This is a genomic window from Sphingomonas sp. CFBP 13714 (assembly GCF_014842205.1).
Taxonomy (GTDB): Bacteria; Pseudomonadota; Alphaproteobacteria; order Sphingomonadales; family Sphingomonadaceae; genus Sphingomonas; species Sphingomonas aerolata.
In genome coordinates this window covers 153,293-170,916 of record NZ_JACYVG010000001.1, presented here as the reverse complement: position 1 = coordinate 170,916, position 17,624 = coordinate 153,293, and the positions used below count along the sequence as shown (strand labels likewise).

At 65.5% G+C, this 17,624-nt stretch carries 14 protein-coding genes; 6 read left to right on the top strand and 8 right to left on the bottom strand.

Features of this window, described 5'->3' with window-relative positions; all coding sequences use genetic code 11:
• The first annotated feature begins 1 nt into the window (after position 1).
• Positions 2-1,498: a lipopolysaccharide biosynthesis protein gene (locus tag IFT54_RS00790; protein WP_192069319.1), complete on the top strand. Its 1,497-nt coding sequence runs from the start codon at positions 2-4 to the stop codon at positions 1,496-1,498.
• Between the two features lie 48 nt (positions 1,499-1,546).
• Here IFT54_RS00790 and IFT54_RS00785 read toward each other — a convergent pair whose 3' ends face one another.
• On the bottom strand, positions 1,547-2,521 hold the full coding sequence (locus IFT54_RS00785) for a glycosyltransferase family 32 protein (protein WP_192069318.1): 975 nt from the start codon (positions 2,519-2,521) through the stop codon (positions 1,547-1,549).
• Positions 2,522-2,691: 170 nt separating this feature from the next.
• On the opposite strand from IFT54_RS00785, the gene IFT54_RS00780 reads away from it, so the two are divergent.
• Positions 2,692-3,744 (top strand): acyltransferase family protein, encoded by a 1,053-nt coding sequence (locus tag IFT54_RS00780; protein WP_192069317.1) that lies wholly within the window; start codon positions 2,692-2,694, stop codon positions 3,742-3,744.
• 8 nt (positions 3,745-3,752) lie between these two features.
• Here IFT54_RS00780 and IFT54_RS00775 read toward each other — a convergent pair whose 3' ends face one another.
• From IFT54_RS00775 to IFT54_RS00755, 5 genes are all read right to left on the bottom strand, one after another.
• Positions 3,753-5,207: a hypothetical protein gene (locus IFT54_RS00775; RefSeq protein ID WP_192007829.1), complete on the bottom strand. Its 1,455-nt coding sequence runs from the start codon at positions 5,205-5,207 to the stop codon at positions 3,753-3,755.
• Complete coding sequence (locus IFT54_RS00770) at positions 5,198-6,871, bottom strand: hypothetical protein (RefSeq protein ID WP_192069316.1); 1,674 nt, start codon at positions 6,869-6,871, stop codon at positions 5,198-5,200. Before IFT54_RS00770 ends, IFT54_RS00775 begins: the two co-directional genes overlap by 10 nt.
• Positions 6,868-7,908, bottom strand: coding sequence for a glycosyltransferase (locus IFT54_RS00765; RefSeq protein WP_244648525.1), 1,041 nt, complete (start codon positions 7,906-7,908; stop codon positions 6,868-6,870). The genes IFT54_RS00770 and IFT54_RS00765 overlap by 4 nt, the downstream gene beginning before the upstream one ends.
• A 151-nt stretch (positions 7,909-8,059) precedes the next feature.
• Positions 8,060-10,294: a GumC family protein gene (locus IFT54_RS00760; RefSeq protein ID WP_342354739.1), complete on the bottom strand. Its 2,235-nt coding sequence runs from the start codon at positions 10,292-10,294 to the stop codon at positions 8,060-8,062.
• A gap of 58 nt (positions 10,295-10,352) precedes the next feature.
• Entirely contained in the window at positions 10,353-11,654 is a 1,302-nt protein-coding gene (locus IFT54_RS00755) for an outer membrane beta-barrel protein (RefSeq protein WP_192069315.1), read from the bottom strand.
• A gap of 624 nt (positions 11,655-12,278) precedes the next feature.
• Between IFT54_RS00755 and IFT54_RS00750 the strand changes: the two genes are divergently transcribed.
• The 4 genes from IFT54_RS00750 (at position 12,279) to IFT54_RS00735 (ending at position 14,971) form a co-directional block, all read left to right on the top strand.
• Complete coding sequence (locus tag IFT54_RS00750; protein WP_192069314.1) at positions 12,279-12,596, top strand: hypothetical protein; 318 nt, start codon at positions 12,279-12,281, stop codon at positions 12,594-12,596.
• Positions 12,593-13,705, top strand: a complete 1,113-nt coding sequence (locus IFT54_RS00745) for an acyltransferase family protein (protein WP_192069313.1) — start codon at positions 12,593-12,595, stop codon at positions 13,703-13,705. Before IFT54_RS00750 ends, IFT54_RS00745 begins: the two co-directional genes overlap by 4 nt.
• Positions 13,706-13,771: 66 nt before the next feature.
• Positions 13,772-14,344 (top strand): polysaccharide biosynthesis/export family protein, encoded by a 573-nt coding sequence (locus tag IFT54_RS00740; protein WP_192069312.1) that lies wholly within the window; start codon positions 13,772-13,774, stop codon positions 14,342-14,344.
• A 57-nt stretch (positions 14,345-14,401) separates the two neighbouring features.
• The gene (locus IFT54_RS00735; protein WP_192069311.1) at positions 14,402-14,971 is read left to right on the top strand and encodes a hypothetical protein; all 570 of its coding nucleotides are present in this window, start codon (positions 14,402-14,404) and stop codon (positions 14,969-14,971) included.
• Here the strand turns inward: IFT54_RS00735 and IFT54_RS00730 are convergent.
• Positions 14,958-16,181: a glycosyltransferase family 4 protein gene (locus IFT54_RS00730; RefSeq protein ID WP_192069310.1), complete on the bottom strand. Its 1,224-nt coding sequence runs from the start codon at positions 16,179-16,181 to the stop codon at positions 14,958-14,960. The two genes, IFT54_RS00735 and IFT54_RS00730, sit on opposite strands and share 14 nt — an antisense overlap.
• The gene (locus tag IFT54_RS00725) at positions 16,178-17,359 is read right to left on the bottom strand and encodes a polysaccharide pyruvyl transferase family protein (protein WP_192069309.1); all 1,182 of its coding nucleotides are present in this window, start codon (positions 17,357-17,359) and stop codon (positions 16,178-16,180) included. Before IFT54_RS00725 ends, IFT54_RS00730 begins: the two co-directional genes overlap by 4 nt.
• Positions 17,360-17,624 lie beyond the last annotated feature (265 nt).

The following is a 17,624-nucleotide window of genomic DNA, read 5'->3' as shown; positions in this document are numbered from 1 at the left end:
GATGACGCAGGCGGCCCCCATTGCCGGACGCACCACCGCAGGTGCCGCGTGGCTCATCGCCTCGCGGTTCCTCGCGCGGCTGATCGACTTTGCCAGCCTCCTGCTGCTCGCCAACTATCTGGTGCCACAGGACTTCGGGCTCGTCGCGATCGCGATGACGCTGGTCCGGATCGTCGAGGCGATCTTCGAACTGCCCGTGGGCCAGGTGCTCGTCCGCGCCGAGGCGATCAGCCGGCCGATGCTGGAGACCGCGTTCACGCTCAGCGTGATACGCAGTGCCGTGCTTGCGGTGGGGCTGGCCTTGCTCGCGATACCCTTTGGCTATTTCTACGGCGACCCGCGACTCGTCCCGCTGATCTGCTTCATCGCGCTCGCCCCCGCGCTGCGCGGCCTCGTCAGTCCGAAGATGGCGCAATATGCCAAGGATATCAGTTTCCACCGCGATCTGATCATCGAGGTCGGCGGCCGCGGCTGCGCCTTTGTCGCGGCCGCGGCATGCGCGATCCTGACGCGCAGCTACTGGGCGATCGCCGCGGGAACGGTCGTCGCCCCCGCCTTCATGGTGCTGGCCTCCTACTGGTTCGCCCCCTTCCGCCCGCGCTTCGGACTCGGGCGCTGGCGCGAATTCGCCGACCTGCTCGGATGGACGACCGCCGCGCAGGCCGTGACCGCGATCAACTGGCAGATCGACCGGCTGGTGCTCGGCTTCACCGTCTCGCGCGCGCAACTCGGGACGTTCTCGCTCGCCAGCGACCTTGCCAGCCTGCCCGACCAGGCGGTGCTCAAGCCGACGATCCGGCCGCTGCTGGCGGCCTTCTCGATGGTGCGACACGATCCCGAACGCCTGCGCGAGGCCTATCTGCGGACGACCAGCACGATCGTCAGCGCCGTCCTTCCCGTCCTCGTCGCGATCAGCATCCTCGCGCAGCCGCTCGTCGCCTTCGCGCTCGGGCCGAAATGGCAACCGGCATCGCCGCTGCTGCAATGGCTGGTGCTGGCGATGATCCCGACGCTGTTCGCCGCCGCGCTCGCGCCGCTCGCCATGGCGCTGGGCCAGACCGCGATCTTCTTCCGGCAGAGCCTGTGCGAATTGTGCATAAAGGTGCCTGCGACGATCCTCGGCGCGCTGTATTTTGGCGTCGCCGGCGCGATCGCCGCGCGGGCGGGATCGTCCCTCGTCATGGGCATCGTGTCCGCGGCCTATGTCCGGAGCCTGATCGGCGTCCCGCTCGGCGTTCAACTTGTCAGGCCGTGGCGGGCCTTTGTCGCATCCGCTGCGATGGCCGCGCTCTTGCTCGCGCTGCGGCCCTGGCTGCAGACGCTGACCGGGTTCGACCGCGGGCTCGGGCTCGTCGGCGTCGGGGCGGGGGGGATGATGCTGTATCTCGTCGTGCTGATGCTGGTCTGGCATGCCAGCGGCCGCCCGCGAGGGATCGAGACGGTCGCCGCGGACCGGTTTCACCGGCTCGTGTCACGGCGTATGCGCGGGGTCGCCTGACCCCCGCGGCCCGCCCCCTCGCGCGGGGCGGGTCACAGCAGGCCGCAGTTACCAGGAATGACTCCAATAGGTGACGACCGCGGCGTCCGGAAAGAGAGTGCGGCCGACCTCGATGGGCAGGATGCGGCGGTCGGTGCGCAACCGGTTGCACAGCCGCTTGTGGAACATGTTGGTCCAGTCGAGCGGATACCAGTTCCGCCCGTCGAGCAGCGTCGGCCGTGCATAGCGCAGCCGGGTGCGCTGTCGCTCGGTAAGCTTGGCGAGGAGGGGGGCGAGCAGCGCCATGACCGCGGCTCCGTCGAGCGCGACGAACGCGTCATAGGCCTGTTTCAGCAGCACCGGGCCGGTCATCGTCTCCGGCCCGGCGGCGATCCGTGCGGCGGCATCCGGGATGCGCTCCGCCGCCTCGATCATGCAGTGGATCGCGAACAGCCAGAAGATCTGTGACGGCCGGGATGCCATGATCGCGTTGGGGATGGCGTGCGCGAAATCGGGATTGCCCCCCATGCGACACAGCACGACCGCGCCGGTCGACGCGCTGGGCCGGATCGGGCGCAGGCATTCGGTATCCATGTCGGCGTACAGACCGCCGAATTCGAGCAGGAAGAAGAACCGCACGGCATCCGCGCGGAAGATCTCTTGCGGATAACTGTCATAGACCGGCAGCGCCCAGGCGAACCGATCGGCGATGAAGGCGCGGTTGTCCGCGTCGTCCCAGAGCAGCACGCGACAGTCGGGGTTGGTGTCGACGAAGGTCTGCCGCCAGTGCCGGTAATTGCCGGGAATCACCGACCGGCTTTTCCACGTCTGGAAGATCACGGGGGGAAAGTCGTCCGGATCCGCGTCGTCGAGCGTGACCACGTCATTGCGATAGCTGCCCGCAACGGGATCGTCGGACACCACAGGCGTAACGGCCGCGCGATCGCGTGCGTCGTCGCGCAGAAACCGCGCGATGCGCCAGGCGGAATCATCACGCAGCGAATGCACGACGCGTTTCACTCGCAGACTTAAAGCCTCCGCCATTGCCGTAAATCCCTCATTATTAATCATAAGTCTGAACATAGAAGAAAGTCGAGTTGTATCCCGTGATACAGGATATTGAGCCAAGTAATGGAATCAAAGTCAAAACATACTAGTGTCTAAGAAATAAAGTCTGCCGCACGAAATATACACAAAATACATGCGGAAAGAATGTGGAGAGGGTCAGATTTGATGTTCTGGACGGCCTGCGGGGCGTTGCCGCCTTCGCTGTTCTTGTCATGCACGTCACGCCGTATAATGCGATCCTGATAACCCCGCACGCCGCGCTGGCGGTCGACTTCTTCTTCGGCCTGAGCGGTTTCGTAATCGCGGCCGTCTATGAGGAGCGGATCAAGGCGGGGATGTCGTTGAAGGCCTTCATGTGGGTGCGCGTGGTTCGCCTGTATCCGTTGATCGTTCTCGGCGCCGTCATCGGTGCGGCAGGGTTTGTCCGTCTTTACGATGGCGGGATGCTGGCGCTGCTCTTCGTGACCGGGGTGCTGATGATCCCGACCCCCTATGGTGCGCTGTCCGAAGACCAGTGCATGTATGCGCTCAATGCGCCGAGCTGGTCGCTGCTGTGGGAATTGCTCGTCAATCTTCTCTATGGCGCGATCGCACCGCTCCTGCATAACCGGATGCTTGCGGTCATCGTCGGCGTATCGGCCATCGCGCTGGCGGCGACCGGCCTTTATTTCGAGACGCTCGCGGTCGGCCCTTATTGGCCGGAAGGCTGGGCGGGGCTCCCCCGCGTGATGTTCTCGTTCTTTGCCGGTGTCGGGGTGTACAGGCTGCGCCGGGCGGGGCTGCTCGACCGACTGCGCGCGCCCGTCTGGGCGGTAATCGCGACGCTGTGCGGGATTATGGCGATGCCCCGGCTGGGTGCGTGGACCGGCGTGTATGAGGTCGCCGCGGCGATCCTCCTCTTCCCGCTTCTGGTCGCGGCCGGCGCCAATGGCACGGTCACGCGCACCGTCCCGCTGTGCCGCACGCTGGGCGCACTCTCCTATCCGGTCTATATCCTGCAGGGCGGTATCGCTCCGCATATCCGCGGGCTGGCCGGTCATCTGCACATCCAGGGGCTGGCAGCAACGCTGCTGGCGATCCTGATGTCGGTCATATTCACGGTGTTCGCATGGGTTGCGGTGAAGACGTTCGACGAGCCTGTGCGCAAGTGGTTGCTCCACCGCACCCGCCTGGCACATCCCGCCAAGGCGGCAGGCTAGGCCCAGGGTCAGGCCATCGCGGTATCGTGCATCGCCGCCTGGCCGGACGGCGGTCCGGCCTGGATCCGCTGCGGTTTGCGCGATACCGCCGGGCGCAAGGCCAGCGCGGCCCCGGCAAATACCGCGAAGAGCACGCCCGGGTCGGGCGTCGGACTGCCGACCGCGGCGGGCACCATCGAGGCGAAGCAGACCCAGGACGCCGCGGCGCCGACTGCGGCGCGAGGATCGGCGGGGGAGACATAGGTGCTCAGGCGCAGGGGTTTGAAGACCTGCAACAGATAGCTCACGAAGCAGACGATCCCGATCACGCCCATCGATCCCATGATCGCGGTGATCAGCGACGACGACCGGAAGCTGCCTGCGCCGATACCGAGGCCATAGCTTTCAAGAAACGCCCGGTAACCGATCAACGACCAGAATTGCCGTTGTTCGCTCGATTGCGACTGGGATTTTTCGAGTGTGAAATGGGTGATCATATCGCCGAATTCGGCGACCAGCTGCGGGTACCAGACGCTGGCCGCGGCGACCATCATGAGGAAGAGCATCGTCGTCGCGCCGAGCACGAGCAGGCGATCCACCCGCATCGTCTTGGGAAAGACGACCGACCGGAGAAAGACCAGGACGGCATAGGAGACGAGGCCGAGATAGGCCAGGCTCGACGTGCTGGCGCCCAGCGCGAGCCCCAGCGCGAGCGCACACGGGCCGGTCAAACGCGGCATCACGTCGCGGATCCAGCATTCGAACAGGAACACGAACAGCATGAATCCGAATCCGCCATAGGCTGACGCCTCGGGCGCGATGCCGTTCATCCTGACGAAACCGCGATAACTATTGTCGATCTGCGCATAGGCGCCGTTGCGAAAGAAGGTCAGGACCGCGTTGCCCGGCACCGCCACGCTGGCGATGCCGATGACGACGTGGATCAGCGCGACCACGGCGACCGTCTTGACCAGCAGACGCCATGCATCCTTGTGCGTGAGCGCCACATAGGCACAGATCGCGACCATCACCGTCCCGAGAAGGTAGATGGCGGTGGTCAGATTCTGCGACGTCGGCAGCAGGCGCTGGGTCGCATAGGTGAAGCGTTCCATCGATTCGTAGCGGTTGAGCGCGCGGACGCGCATCGGCACGACGTCGATCTGCCCGGCATAGAGCCGCGGCAACAGGATCGCGCCGACGATGCCATAGGCGACGAAGATGATCATCAGGATGTTGGCGCGCAACGCGGCCGCCAGCGCGGGCACGTTGATCGATCCGGGCAGCAGCACGCGGATCGTGAGGAACACGGCGGCGAACTCGATCGGCGGGATCGACGACGCGCCGATCGCGGGAAGATCGATCGCCGACGACCCCATCATCAGCGCGGAGACGATCACGAAGGCGAGCATGCCCGGCACGGTACCGAACATGAGCAGGAGGAAGCCGATGACGAGCTGAGCGGCGCCGATGAGCGTCAGATGCATCCTGCAGGTCCCTTGGTGGCGTCGGGCGAAATGGTGCTGCCCGCTTCGGTGAGCCGGATCCGATAGGTAAAGGCGTCGTGTCCCGGGATCTGGTTGGGGCCGACCGACAGATCGACCGTCTCGCCGGTGCGCAGCGTCACACTCTGATCGGTGGCCGTCCAGCGATCGACGACGACCGCGCCTGCGACCCGCTTGCCCCTGACCAGAAGCGCGACGTCGAGCCCGTCGCCACCGGGTGATTTCGCGATGCAGGCCGCGACGCGCGCGGTCATCGCGGCGGGGGCGGTGTAGCGGATCACGGCGCGGGCCGCATGCGCCGCATCGCCCGCGACCGCGCCGCCGGTGTCGCTGATCGCCAGCGGCCGCGTGAAGCGGCTGCCAAAGGCGCTCGTCCACATCCCGTCGAGGATGCCGAGCGCGTGGCGCTGTCCGTCGGCGCCTTCGACCCAATAGGACCAGGGGGCGCTGCCATAGCCGCTGAGGCTGTCGGCGAGCACCGTGCCGCGCGTGAAGACGAAGCGTCCAGCGCCGATCACCACGACCGGATCCGGACCAATCGTGACGCTGGTGCCGGGCAGGGGCCGGTTGCGCGCCGATAGGATGCGCCCCGCATCGAACCGCAGCGTTCCCGACGGGCCCCAGACCACCCAGCGATCCGCACCGAAGCGGTAGAGCCGGACATCGCGATCGCCCGTGTCGATACGCTGCGCGCGTCCGGCGGGCAGCATGTGCGTCGTCAGCAGCGTGAAGGCCTCCGCTGCGGGCTTGGCCGCCTGCGACTGTGTGAAGAGACCCATGTTGCGAAAGAATCGCTGGTCGATCAGCGCGTACCAATAGGCGCGCCGGACCCCGCTCGCGCTCATCAGCGTGACGAACTTGACCAGTTCGGGCGCGGCGAGATCGGGTGTCGGGTAATTGTCGCTGAACTCGGTCGCCCAGATCGGAATCGGCGTGCCGTAGCGGCGCATCGTCGCGTCGAGATGCGCGATCTCCCAGTCGATATTGTCCGCCAGATGGCGATAGGGATGCACCGCGACGCCATCGGCGACTCCGAGCATCCCGGCCTTGAACAGCGTTTCGAGGAATCCGGTCCCGATCATGTTGGTCGATCCGCCGAGGATCGCGACGGACGCGTGGCGCGGCTTGATCCGGTCGCGGACGACCGTCAGCAGCGCGACATAGGCGGCGGCGGGGTCGACGCCCTTCGGATAGGCCAGGTTGCCGCTATTGATCTCGTTGCCGACCTCGATCGCGGTGACGCAGCCGGGGAGGCGATCGAGGACCGTGCCGACATAGGCCGCATAGGCGGCCATCGCCGCCGGCGTGCTGACAGTATGGCCGCCGTCATATAGCGGGTGGCGCGGGTCGAGCGTCAGCAGGACGTCACCGCCGCTGCGGTGGCAATAGCGGGACAGGGTGCCAGCGACGCTACCCTCGATCGCATATTTGCCCGGACGCGGTTCGCCCGAGGCCCAGGGGAGCGAATCGCGCAACGACCCGGCGGTGACGTCGATCGCCCGATCGCCCCATGCGGCGGGCCAGTTCTGGCTGAAATGGGTCTGGACGCCGAGCCGCATCGGCGGGGTCGCGGGCTGCTGCTGCGCGCTGCCGGCGACCGCGAACGCCGCGCTGATCGCCGCGATCAAGGCCCTTCGGCGCATCATGCCTCCAGCGCCGCCAGGATCCCGGCATCGAAATGCTCGGGGGCGAACCGTTCCGCCTGCGCCACCGCATCGGCGGGGTCGAATTCCGGCAGCCATGCCTCCATCGCGCGAACGCCGTCGATCAGCGATCCGACCGTCTGGTGTTCGAAGAACAGTCCGGTCTTGCGCTCGACCAGGCTGTCGCGGATCCCGCCGCGCGCATAGGCGAGGACCGGGCGACCCGATGCCATCATCTCGACCGGCACTATCCCGAAATCCTCCTCGGGCGTGAAGATGAGCGCCTTCGACGTCGCATAGGCGTGGCGCAGCTCGTCGAAGCGCATCCGCGGGATGATCCGGATCGTCGGGCCAGCGCGCTTGCGCAGCTCGGCCGCCATCTCGCCGTCACCGACCATGAGCAGGGGCAATTGCAGCGCGTTGAACGCATCCACCGCCAGGTCGGCACGTTTGTAGGGCGTCATCTGGCCGACCCACAGATATTCGTCGCCAACCACGGCGGCCGGGGTGAAGAGACTCGTGTCGACCGGCGGATGGACGACGACCGCATCGCGGCGCCACGCCTTGGCGATCCGTTTCTTGATGAACTGCGAATTCGCGACGACGATGTCGATCCGCGCCGCGCTCGTCATGTCCCAGTAGCGGAGCCGGCCGAACAGCAGGGTCATCATCAGACGGGTCAGGCGTCCCGCGCTGCCGCGATACTGATGGTAATGATCCCACAGATACCGCATCGGCGAATGCGCATAGCAGAGGTGCACTGTATCGGGATCGGTGATCACGCCCTTTGCCGGGCCCGATTCGCTGCTGATGACGAGGTCGAAGCCGCGCAGGTCGAGCTGTTCGAGCGCCATCGGCATCAGCGGCAGATATTTCTGATAATGACGCCGGGCCCCCGGCAGACGGTTGATGAAGCTGGTATGGACCGGGCGCTCGCGGATCGTTTCAGACACCGCGCTGGCGTCATAGACATGCGTGAAGATCTCGGCGTGCGGAAACAGGTGCAGCAGCCGCTCGACCACCCGTTCGCCGCCGCGCATCGTGACGAGCCAATAATGCACGATCGCCACCCGCTGCGGCCACCCTTCCGGGCGGCGGCGATTCGGGGCGGACGGGGCGCGACACAGGTCACCGGGCATGATCGTTTCAGCCTGGCGGGCCAGACTGCCGATGCCGGCATCGACGGCCAGCTCAGGCATAATAGCCCTTGTAGTCGTGGTAATAATAGGTCGAGTCGCCATAGCCGAACCGCGCCTGTTTGCGGATGTCGACCTTGGTCAGCGCGATTCCGGCAAGGTGGATGCGGTCGAGCGGCAGGAGCCGCAGTGCCGAGCGGATCGCATGATCGGGTGTCTTGCGCCACCGCGCGACAAACACCGCGACATCCGCCTTGCCGAGCATCAGCCGCGCATCCGCGATCGGCAGGACCGGCGCTGTATCGAGCACGATGACGTCGAACCGGTCACGCAGCGCGTCGAGCAATCCGTCCATCTTGTCGCCGATCATGAGGTCGCCGTCGAAATCATCATCCGCCGCGATCGGCAGGACCATCATCCCTGTCGCTGTGTCCTCGACCAGCGCGGCTTCGAGTGTCGCCTCGCCGCGAAGCACCTGCATGAGGCCCGGGCGATCTGCTTCGGTGCGCAGGAACCGGCTGACGCCGTGGCGGCGAAGGTCGCAATCGACGAGCACGACCTTTTCCCCGGCCAGACCCATCGACCGTGCCAGGCAGATCGAGGTCGTCGTCTTGCCTTCCTGCGCGAGCGCGGACGTGATCGCGATCACCTTGGCGGGGGCGTGGGCGGCAAAGGTGATCGACGCGCGCAGGCTGCGGATCGATTCGGCGAACGCCGAGCGCGGCTCGGCCGCGATCGCCGAGGGCGGGGACTTCGCCGATTTGGTCACCGACGCGAGCAGCGGCACCGCGCCGAGATAGCGGACGCCCAGACGCTGTTCGATATCGTCGCCCGTGGTCAGCCCCGTGAACGCCATCTCGGTGAGGAAGGCGGCGACCAGGCCAAAGCCGAACCCGAGCACGGTCGTCAGGATCAGGTTGAGCAGGATATTGGGGCTGGTCGGGGTGTCGGGGATCGCCGCCAGCTTCAGGACGGAGGCATCGGCCTGCTCGGTGCCGAGCCGGGCCAGCTGCTCCTGATAGCGCGTCAGATAGGATTCATAGGTCGACCGTGCGGTCTTGTTGTTCTGTGCCAGGTTGTTGAGTTCGACGGTGGCGGCGTTGTTGCCGGCCAGTTCGGCCTGCGCGCCGCTCAGCGTTCCGGACAGCGACGCGAGACGGCCCTCCGACACCCGCGTCTTCGCCGCGAGGTTCGAGATGACACGCGCGATTTCGTTGCTGATCTGCTTGTCGATCGCGGCGAGCTGGCTGTTCGCGCGCAGCACGTCGGGATGACGCGCGCCATAGCGGGTCGTGAGCTCGGCGACCTGAGCACTCAGCGCCGACTGGTTCGCGCGCAGACCCGACACGACGGACGACCCCAGCGCCTCCCCGACATCATCGCCGCGCGAGCCGGAACGAAGCTGCGCCCGCGCGGTCGACAGGCGGGCCTGGTCTTCGGCCAGCGCAGCGCGGGCTGCGGCGACGGCCTGATTGTACGTCGAGATCTCCTGCTCGGTGAGCGACAGGCCCTGCGTGCTCGTCAGGTTGTGCTGGATGCGATAGCGTTGTTCGGCCGCATCGGCGGCCTGCCAGCGTGCGCGCAGATCCTCCGCGCGGCGGGCGATCATCGCGGTCGAATCGCGGTTCTCGACCTGCTTCTTCGCCAGCGACCCCTCGGTATATTGCCGCGCGAACTCGTTGACGATCCGCGCCGCCATCGCCGGGTCGGTGTCGCTGAACGAGATGTGGAGTGCGTAGGTCGAGTTCAGCCGCGTCGCGGTGACGCCGTCCTGAACATAGGTGATCGCCGCGGCTTCCGCCTCCGCCGCAGTCGGTCGCGCGAGTTTCGGCGGCGCCGTGAACCAGCTTGTGATCCAGGTGCGGATGCCGTGCGGCTCCTGCACCGTTGTGAACCGCGGATCCGACGGCAGCGCCAGTGCCGAGGCGACGCGCCGGGCAAAGGCCTCGGAGCGGATGATTTCGACCTGGGTATCGACGAAATTCGCGCTGGGTTCGGCGCGGTCGAGATCCGGCCGCTCGCCGACCCCCGCTGGCGTGAGCGCCGATTGTTTGACGTTCAGCGACACCTGCGCGACCGCGGTATAGGACGGCGTCTGCCGGAACGTCAGTACCAGGCCGATTATCAGGATGCTGAGGAAGACCAGGAGGAAGATGCCGAGCCGCCGACGGAACATCGCGACAAGCGCGCGCGCATCGATCCGATCCTGCGCGACCTCGCTAGCCTGCGGGGTATAGGGGCTGATCGGCATGGCATTGCCGCCGCCATAGACTTGGATCGCGGTTGTCACTTGCTCATTCTCCATATCCCGGGAATGTCGTTTGCTGGTCGGATCATCGGCGTGCGGCTCATAGTTGAAGGCGCATGCCGAGAAATATTCGGGTCTTGTCGAAGCGTCGGCCAATGCCCAGGCTGTCGACTCCGCTCGCCTGATCGGGGCGAGTTCGAAGATAGTCGAGCCGGAGCGTCGACGAGATCAGTCGGCTGAACAGATAGGTCGCACGCGCCGAGCCTGTCATCTGCGTCTGCGTGCGGTCGATCAGGCCGTATAGATTGCGCGAATAGCCCGCGGTCGCGCCGACGATCAGGTTCCGGCGAAGCTCGTAGTCGGCGATCAGCGTCCCGGTGGTCGTCGTGATCGCGCCCAGCGTCGGGCTGGGTGCACGCTGCAGCGCACGATTGAGCGTGAACGACGCGGTGGCGAGCGGGGTCGGGTTCCAGGTGATCGCCGCGGAATAGTTCAGGCCATTGGTGCCCTCGAGCGAGGGCTCGCGGTAGGTCTGGGCGAAATATCCGATGCCGATGCTGCCGTAGAGCAGCGGGGTTACGCCGAACGCGATGCCGGTCAATGCGCTATAGCTTGTCGAATCGCCGCTCGGCCCGGCAGGTTCGTTGATATAATCGGCCGTATTGACGGTGCCGCGAACGAAGACGCCGGCGGCAGGCGCGACGGGCAACGTGAACTGGATGTCGCCGAGGATCGAGCGGTAATTGCGCTGGCTGTTGTCGACCTTGCGCCCGCCCGCGGCTTTGCGATCGCCATAGCGGAATTCGTCGAACGTGAAGCTGGCGCGGGTCAGAAGCGGCCCGAAATCATGATCCGCGCCCGTGCCGAAATGATAGTCCATGAAATTGACCGGTTCGCCGTCCAGCGCGGTGTCGCCGGTGCTGCCGCGTGCTTCGATGAGCCGGCCGACGCGGGCGTCCGCGACCAGATGCGTCCTGCTGCCGATATCGAAGCGACCATCGGCGCCGATTTGATATTGTTCGGCATTTTCGACGGGACGGTCGACAAAGCGTTGGATGTCGCTGCTCGCCCGCACCGTGACCGCATTGCGCGACCAGTTGGAGCGCGCGACGACCGCGGGGCGCAACGTGAAGATGAGGTCGTCGAGCACCGGGCTTTGCAGCGCGCGGACATTGCTGTCGTAGCCGGTGTTCGCGTCGAGCGAGGGCAGGATCGTGAACGTCCCGAGGCGAAGCCCGATCGGATCATAGTCCGGCCGCGTACGCTCGAGCACTGACTGCGCGCCGAACCGGCCCGCCGACATCTGCGCCGACGCACTGCCGGCCCTGCCGCCGCCGCCGATGAGCAACGTTGCGCACACTGCCCGCGCGATCAGCGCGACACTCTTTTTACGCTCAACCAATACGCCGCCCCCCAAGAGCTCTGCCCGGCCCCGCCGCCGTCTTTGTGTCGAACTTCGGCAGGATCGGAGAAGCCGTGCCCCATCACATCCGTATAAATACAATATTCTGCCGATGCGGCAAATGATCGTTATTGTATGTAAGTTACAGGTGGTATCTCGTTTGGTAAAAAAGTTGATCTTACATTCGATGATGTAACATGCGTCCTGTGAAGCAGGCTTCAATACATTTCATAATGTAGGCGGGGGTTGTATGGGGAGGCTATGAAGGCGGGATAAGGCCAGAGGACATATGATCAGGCGTCCTGCCTTCGGGCTCGATCGGAACATGATATCAGACGATCGCGGCAATCGAGGCTAGGTCTTGCTGATCCGCAGTGAGCGGGTGTTTGACCGATAAGCACCTGAACTGTATAGAAAGACTTTGAGTTGTGCGCGCTGAACCCCTTGGGGTTTTTGCGAGCCGGGCGCTTTTTTTCGGCCTGGCCGCATCGGCATCCTGCGTCCGCGGTGCGACGTTCCCGCGGACCGGGGGCCGGGTCGGCATCGGCAGTCCCGATGCTATCGCCATTCGGCCCTGGCCGAAACGCCTCGCTCCAATGAATGCGGCGATTATTTACAATGGTCATGAATAGCGATGTCTTGCCCGAAGAAAACGTAGATACCGTCGTCAATGCACATGATGTCGGGCAGGCCCGGTCTGACTGTGTCTGGGACTTTGGCAGTAAAGTTTCTGTTCTCAACGCCGTACGGATCCCTGATCCTGTCTCCGTCTCATTGTCGAACCGAAGGGCGAAGCGAATCATGACGGCGATCATCACGCGTTCGATTGCGGGTGCGCGGCGGCGGGGCACGCGTGTCGGCCGTCACGTCGATCGTCATCCCTGCGCCGCGTTGCGCGGCAATCGATTCCATTTTGCGGCGCAGTGGGCGGTGCGGCGATGACGGCCCTTACCCCGGCCGCGCGCACCGGGGCCGATCACGACCGCAAGTTGCTGCTCGATCTTCTGCGGGGGCTCGCGGCGATCGCGGTGATCGCGCTGCACGTCGGCGATATCGTCTTCGTGCCGCTGATGCCCGGCGGGTATCTGGCGGTCGATTTCTTCTTCGTGCTCAGCGGCTATGTCATCGCCACGGCGTATGACCGTCGTCTGTCGACGACGATGCGGTTCGGGCCGTTCGTGGGAATGCGGCTCATCCGGCTCTATCCGCTGTTCCTGGTCGGGGCAGGCCTGGGGTTGGTCAAGGTTCTGGCGCAGTCGCATCTGCACGCGCGGTTCGCGCTCGACGGCGGGCAGCTGGTGCTCGCCACGGTCAGCAACCTCCTGATGCTACCCTATCTCCTTCCCTATCCCAGTGTGTTTCCGCTGAACGCACCAGCCTGGTCGCTGTCGTTCGAGCTGTTCGTCAACCTGCTCTACGCATGGATCCTGTTCCGCGCCCGAACCCTGTGGATCGTCGCGCTGGCGGTCGCTGCGGCGGTGGTGATCGTCGCGGGGCCCATGCTCTACGGGACCGACCGGCTGATCGCCGGATCGACCGCGGATCGACTGCCGTTCGGGCTGGCGCGGGTGTTGTACGGCTTTCCGATCGGGATGCTGCTGGCCCGATTACCGGCGATCACGGCGCGGTCATCGGCCAAGGCGAGCATGGCGCTGGCAGCGGTGCTGCTGCTCTGCCTCGCGCTGCCGCTCACCGGCGCGGCGTCGCTGGCGAGGGATCTCGCGTTCGTTCTGGTTGGCGGGCCGCTGCTCGTCTGGGCGGGGAGCCGGTTCGAGGTGCCGCCCCGATGGCGGCGGGTGGCCGCGTTCCTGGGCGATCTCTCCTATCCGCTGTACATCCTTCACTATCCGATAGTGTTGTCAGTCGCGTTTATCGGGTTGCGGCAGGGTTTCGCGCCCGCGACCATTATCGTGGCATCCCTGGCGATCGCAATTGCCGCCTCGATTGTCGCCATGCGCTATTATGATGGACCGGTTCGGGTATGGCTATCAAGACGATACCATCGCCGGGAATCGGCCATGCCATTGTCGGCGACGGTTATCCCAAGCTGATATCTCTGTATTTCTCTTTGTCGGCAATTCCGATACAGTCATGACAATCATAGTTTGGGGAAAATCATGCGTCCTATAGTCTATTTTCGGGCCGTCATCATTGCATCCCTGGCGGTGGCGACCGGATGCACGCAGGCGGAGCCGCCGGTTCTTTCCGCGTCCGACATGGCGATCGTTGAGGGATACAGGCTGGGTGCCGGCGACAAGTTGCGGATCACGGTGTATAACGAGCCCAATCTGACCGGCGAATATAGCATCACGCCGTCGGGGACCGTGGCGTTCCCGCTGATCGGCGCGATCAAGGCGGGTGGCCAGACGATCGAGCAGGTGTCGCAATCGGTGACGGCAAGCCTTGCCCAGGGCTATGTCAACAATCCGCACGTCAGCGTCGAGGTCCTCAACTATCGCCCTTATTATATCCTGGGCGAAGTCGCGCGGCCGGGCGAGTTTCCGTTCGTGAACGGCATGACGATCGAGCAGGCGGTCGCGGCCGCGGGCGGGTTCTCCTATCGGGCCAATCGCAACCATATCTATATCCGTCGCGCGCGGGCGACCGAGGAGCGCACCGTCGTCATTCGCGAGCAGCCGATCGAGGTTCAGCCCGGCGATACGATCCGCGTCGGCGAACGCTATTTCTGATCGCGATCCACGACGGGTTTAACCCGAAATTGAGGTGTCCCGGTTATGGCTATAGCCATGATTCGAGGACCCTCCCACTGGATCACCGGCGCAGACGTGGTCATGGCCGCGCGCGGCGGCCTAGTGCTGCTCGTCGTCGCGGCGGGTCTGCTGTCCGCCGCGGATCTGGTCGCGGCTCCACTCGGCGCGATCCTCGCCTATGCGCTCGCGCTATTGCTGCTGCTCGGCCTGCCGATGGTGCGCAGCGCGGATATCGCCGGGCTTGGCGCGATCGGCCTGACGCTCGGCGAATTTGCAGGATCGGCGTTTTTCCATCATTCGATCGACGCGATGCGGTTGCTCTATGGCATGGCGGCCTTGGGCGCGGCGATCCTGCCGATGCGTGCGCAGCGGCTACGCGCGACGGCGCTCGCCAATCCCTATCGGGTCCTTGCCGGTAGCGAGCGCCGTGGCGCCGGCAGCGTCCGCGCCGGAAAAACCACTATGGCCGACGACGGTAAGGGCGTCGTCAAGACCGGCTATGCGACGACAACCGCGGCCAGGACCGCCCGGGCGGACCGCCGGGGCGCACGCGGGGGCGCATTGCCGCTGCTGCTTCCCGCGCCGGCGTCAGTCACGCTGCCATAGCGACGCGACGCGCATAGGCGTCGAGCAGGCGGTCGATCCACGCGTCGGGCGTCAGCGCGAGCCCGCGGGTGTGGCCATAGGCCGCCTCGCTCATCCGGCGTGCGAGCGCATCATCCTCGGCAATCAGCCGGATCGCGGCGGCAAACGCGAGCGTGTCGCGCGGTTCGATCGCCAGCCCGGCGCCCGCTGCGACGATATCGTCTGCGAGGAAGGCGGTATCGGTGATGATGACGGGCAGACCGCTCCACAGCGCCTCCGCCGCGACCAACCCATAGGGCTCGGGGTAGCGGCTCGGCATGACGAGCATCCGCGCGCGTTCCGCATAGCCGCGGATCGCCGCCGGCGGTTGCTGGCCCATGAAGGACATTTCGGGATAGCTGGCTTGTAACGACTCGCGCAGGACGCCGTCGCCGATCACGCGCAAGGTGCACCCCGCCGCCCGCGCCGCCGCGGCGGCGAGATCGGGTCCCTTGGTCGCTTCGAGGCGGCCGATGAACAGGATTTCGGCATTGCGTTCGGCCTCGACCCGGGCGCTGCACCAGGGCACGACCGGATTGGGCAGCGCTTCGATCGCCGCGTCCGGAATGCCCGCGCGCATCAAATACGGGCGCATCGATTCGTGAATCGCCAGAACCGGCGGCGAATGGCGCGGATCGTAGTGATGGCGTTGCACCGCCTGCCGACCGACCCGCCAGAGCTTGTGCGCATAACTGCGACGATCGCAGTTCGCGCCGATGCAGCCGGGCGACATCGGCGTCAGCGTGCAGACCGCGCCGGTCTTCAGAAATGCGAACGCACCGTTCGGACAGGCCAGGAAGAAATCATGCGCCGAATAGACGAGCCGCGCCCGGACCGGCGCGATCGCGGCGAACAGCGACGGCGACAGGATCTGCGCCCAGCCATGCACATGATACACCGTCGACGGGCGGTCATTGGCGGCGATCCAGCGCGCGACCATGTCGGCGGCTGCGCGATTATAGACGCCGCGGGTCAGCGCGGTGAGCGCGCCGCCCGACAGCAGCCGCTTGCTTCCCAGTGCGACGATCTCGACACCCTGGTCGCGGAGCGCCGGGTTGTCGCCATCATCGCCGGTGACGAAGGTGACGCGGTAGCCGCGTGCGCGAAACGCCGATGCGGACGCCAGCGCGAGTGCGGTCGCCCCGCCCTTGGGTACCGACAGGTCGTTGATGACGACGATATGATCGATCATGAACGCGCCGCGACCGCCGCCCTGAGCGCGCGGGCAAGCGCCGCAACGTCGCCCGCCGCCGCATCGATCAACGCCGTGCACGCGGCCCGATCGACCCCGGCCTGCTCGGCCCGTGTGGCCAGTTCGGCCAGCGCGGTCGGCGTGATCGTCGCGGGGTCGACGAAATAGGCCGATCGGCCCGCAATCTCGGCGAAGCTTTCCAGCTTCGGATCCCATTTGAGCAGGATCGTCGGGACCGCGAAGGAATGCGCGGCGATGCAGGCGTGCATGCGGTGCGCAACCATCAGGTCGCAGCTCGAGATGAACGTGGCGAGGTCACCGGGCGTGGCGAAATCGGCGATGCGGGTGATGTGGGTCGGCCCGGCTGCCGCGATCCAGTCTGCCGCGTTGCGATTGAGATACGCCCGGTCTTCGGGGCTGCCGTTGGTGAACAGCCCGACGGTCCATCCCGCCTGGGCAAGCGCCGTCGCGACGCCACCATACCAGTGCGCCATGTCTCCGGCATCCGTGTCATGGCCGTGATAGCGCAGCGCGAGCGGATCGGTGATGCAGAGCCCGACGCTACGGCGATCGGCGGAGGCGGGGCCTCGCGGATAGTGCCGGCTGGCCAGCAGACCCGGGTCGCGAACCAGCCCCGCCCGGGGGATCGGTGCGGGAAGGAGGTCGTCCCAGATCTCTCGCGATCGTTCGTCGCGCACCGTCGCATAGACCATCGTGGCATTCCGCAATCCGTCGGCGAACAATCGCCTTCCGGTCGCGGACCAGTTCCGCGCCACGCCGACCGCAAAGACCGCGGCGGGCAGGTTGACCGCTTCGGACAGCGCGGCGTGGATCTTGACCGGGAAATTGAGATCGCTGTCGCTGAACAGATTGCCGCCGCCAACGACGACCGCATCGCAATCGACGAGCTGGCGGCGAAACGCCGGGCGCAGCCGGATCGCCGCCAGCGCCGAGAGGATCGTGCGGGTCGCGACGCGGCGCAGCGGTGCGGGCATTCCCTCAAGCACGGCGAGCATCCTGCCCCGGCTGGCATTACCGGGCGCGTAGCCCGTCCTGCCGGCAAGATCGATTGAGACCGCATCGATCCCGGCGCGGTGCAATTCGAGCTCGGTGCATTCGGACAGCAGCCCATCGCCCAGATTCGGGCTGTATTTTACATTGAAAAGCGCGACCTTCAAAGCAGCGCCTCCTAGGCTGACAGCAGAACATGACGGGGACCCGACGGTTGGCGCAAGTGCGGAATCCGACTTTATTGCGCCGATCGGATCAAACCTAACGACGAAATATCCTGTGTGCAACATCAGAGCAGGGTTACGAGTAACTATAATCTAAAAATGATCAATCAAATCGGTAAATTGATGATAACATTTGGCGATTGCACGGTATATTCACGAACATCAGAGATCTGAAACATTGCAGACATATGAACTGCAAATGCCAGAA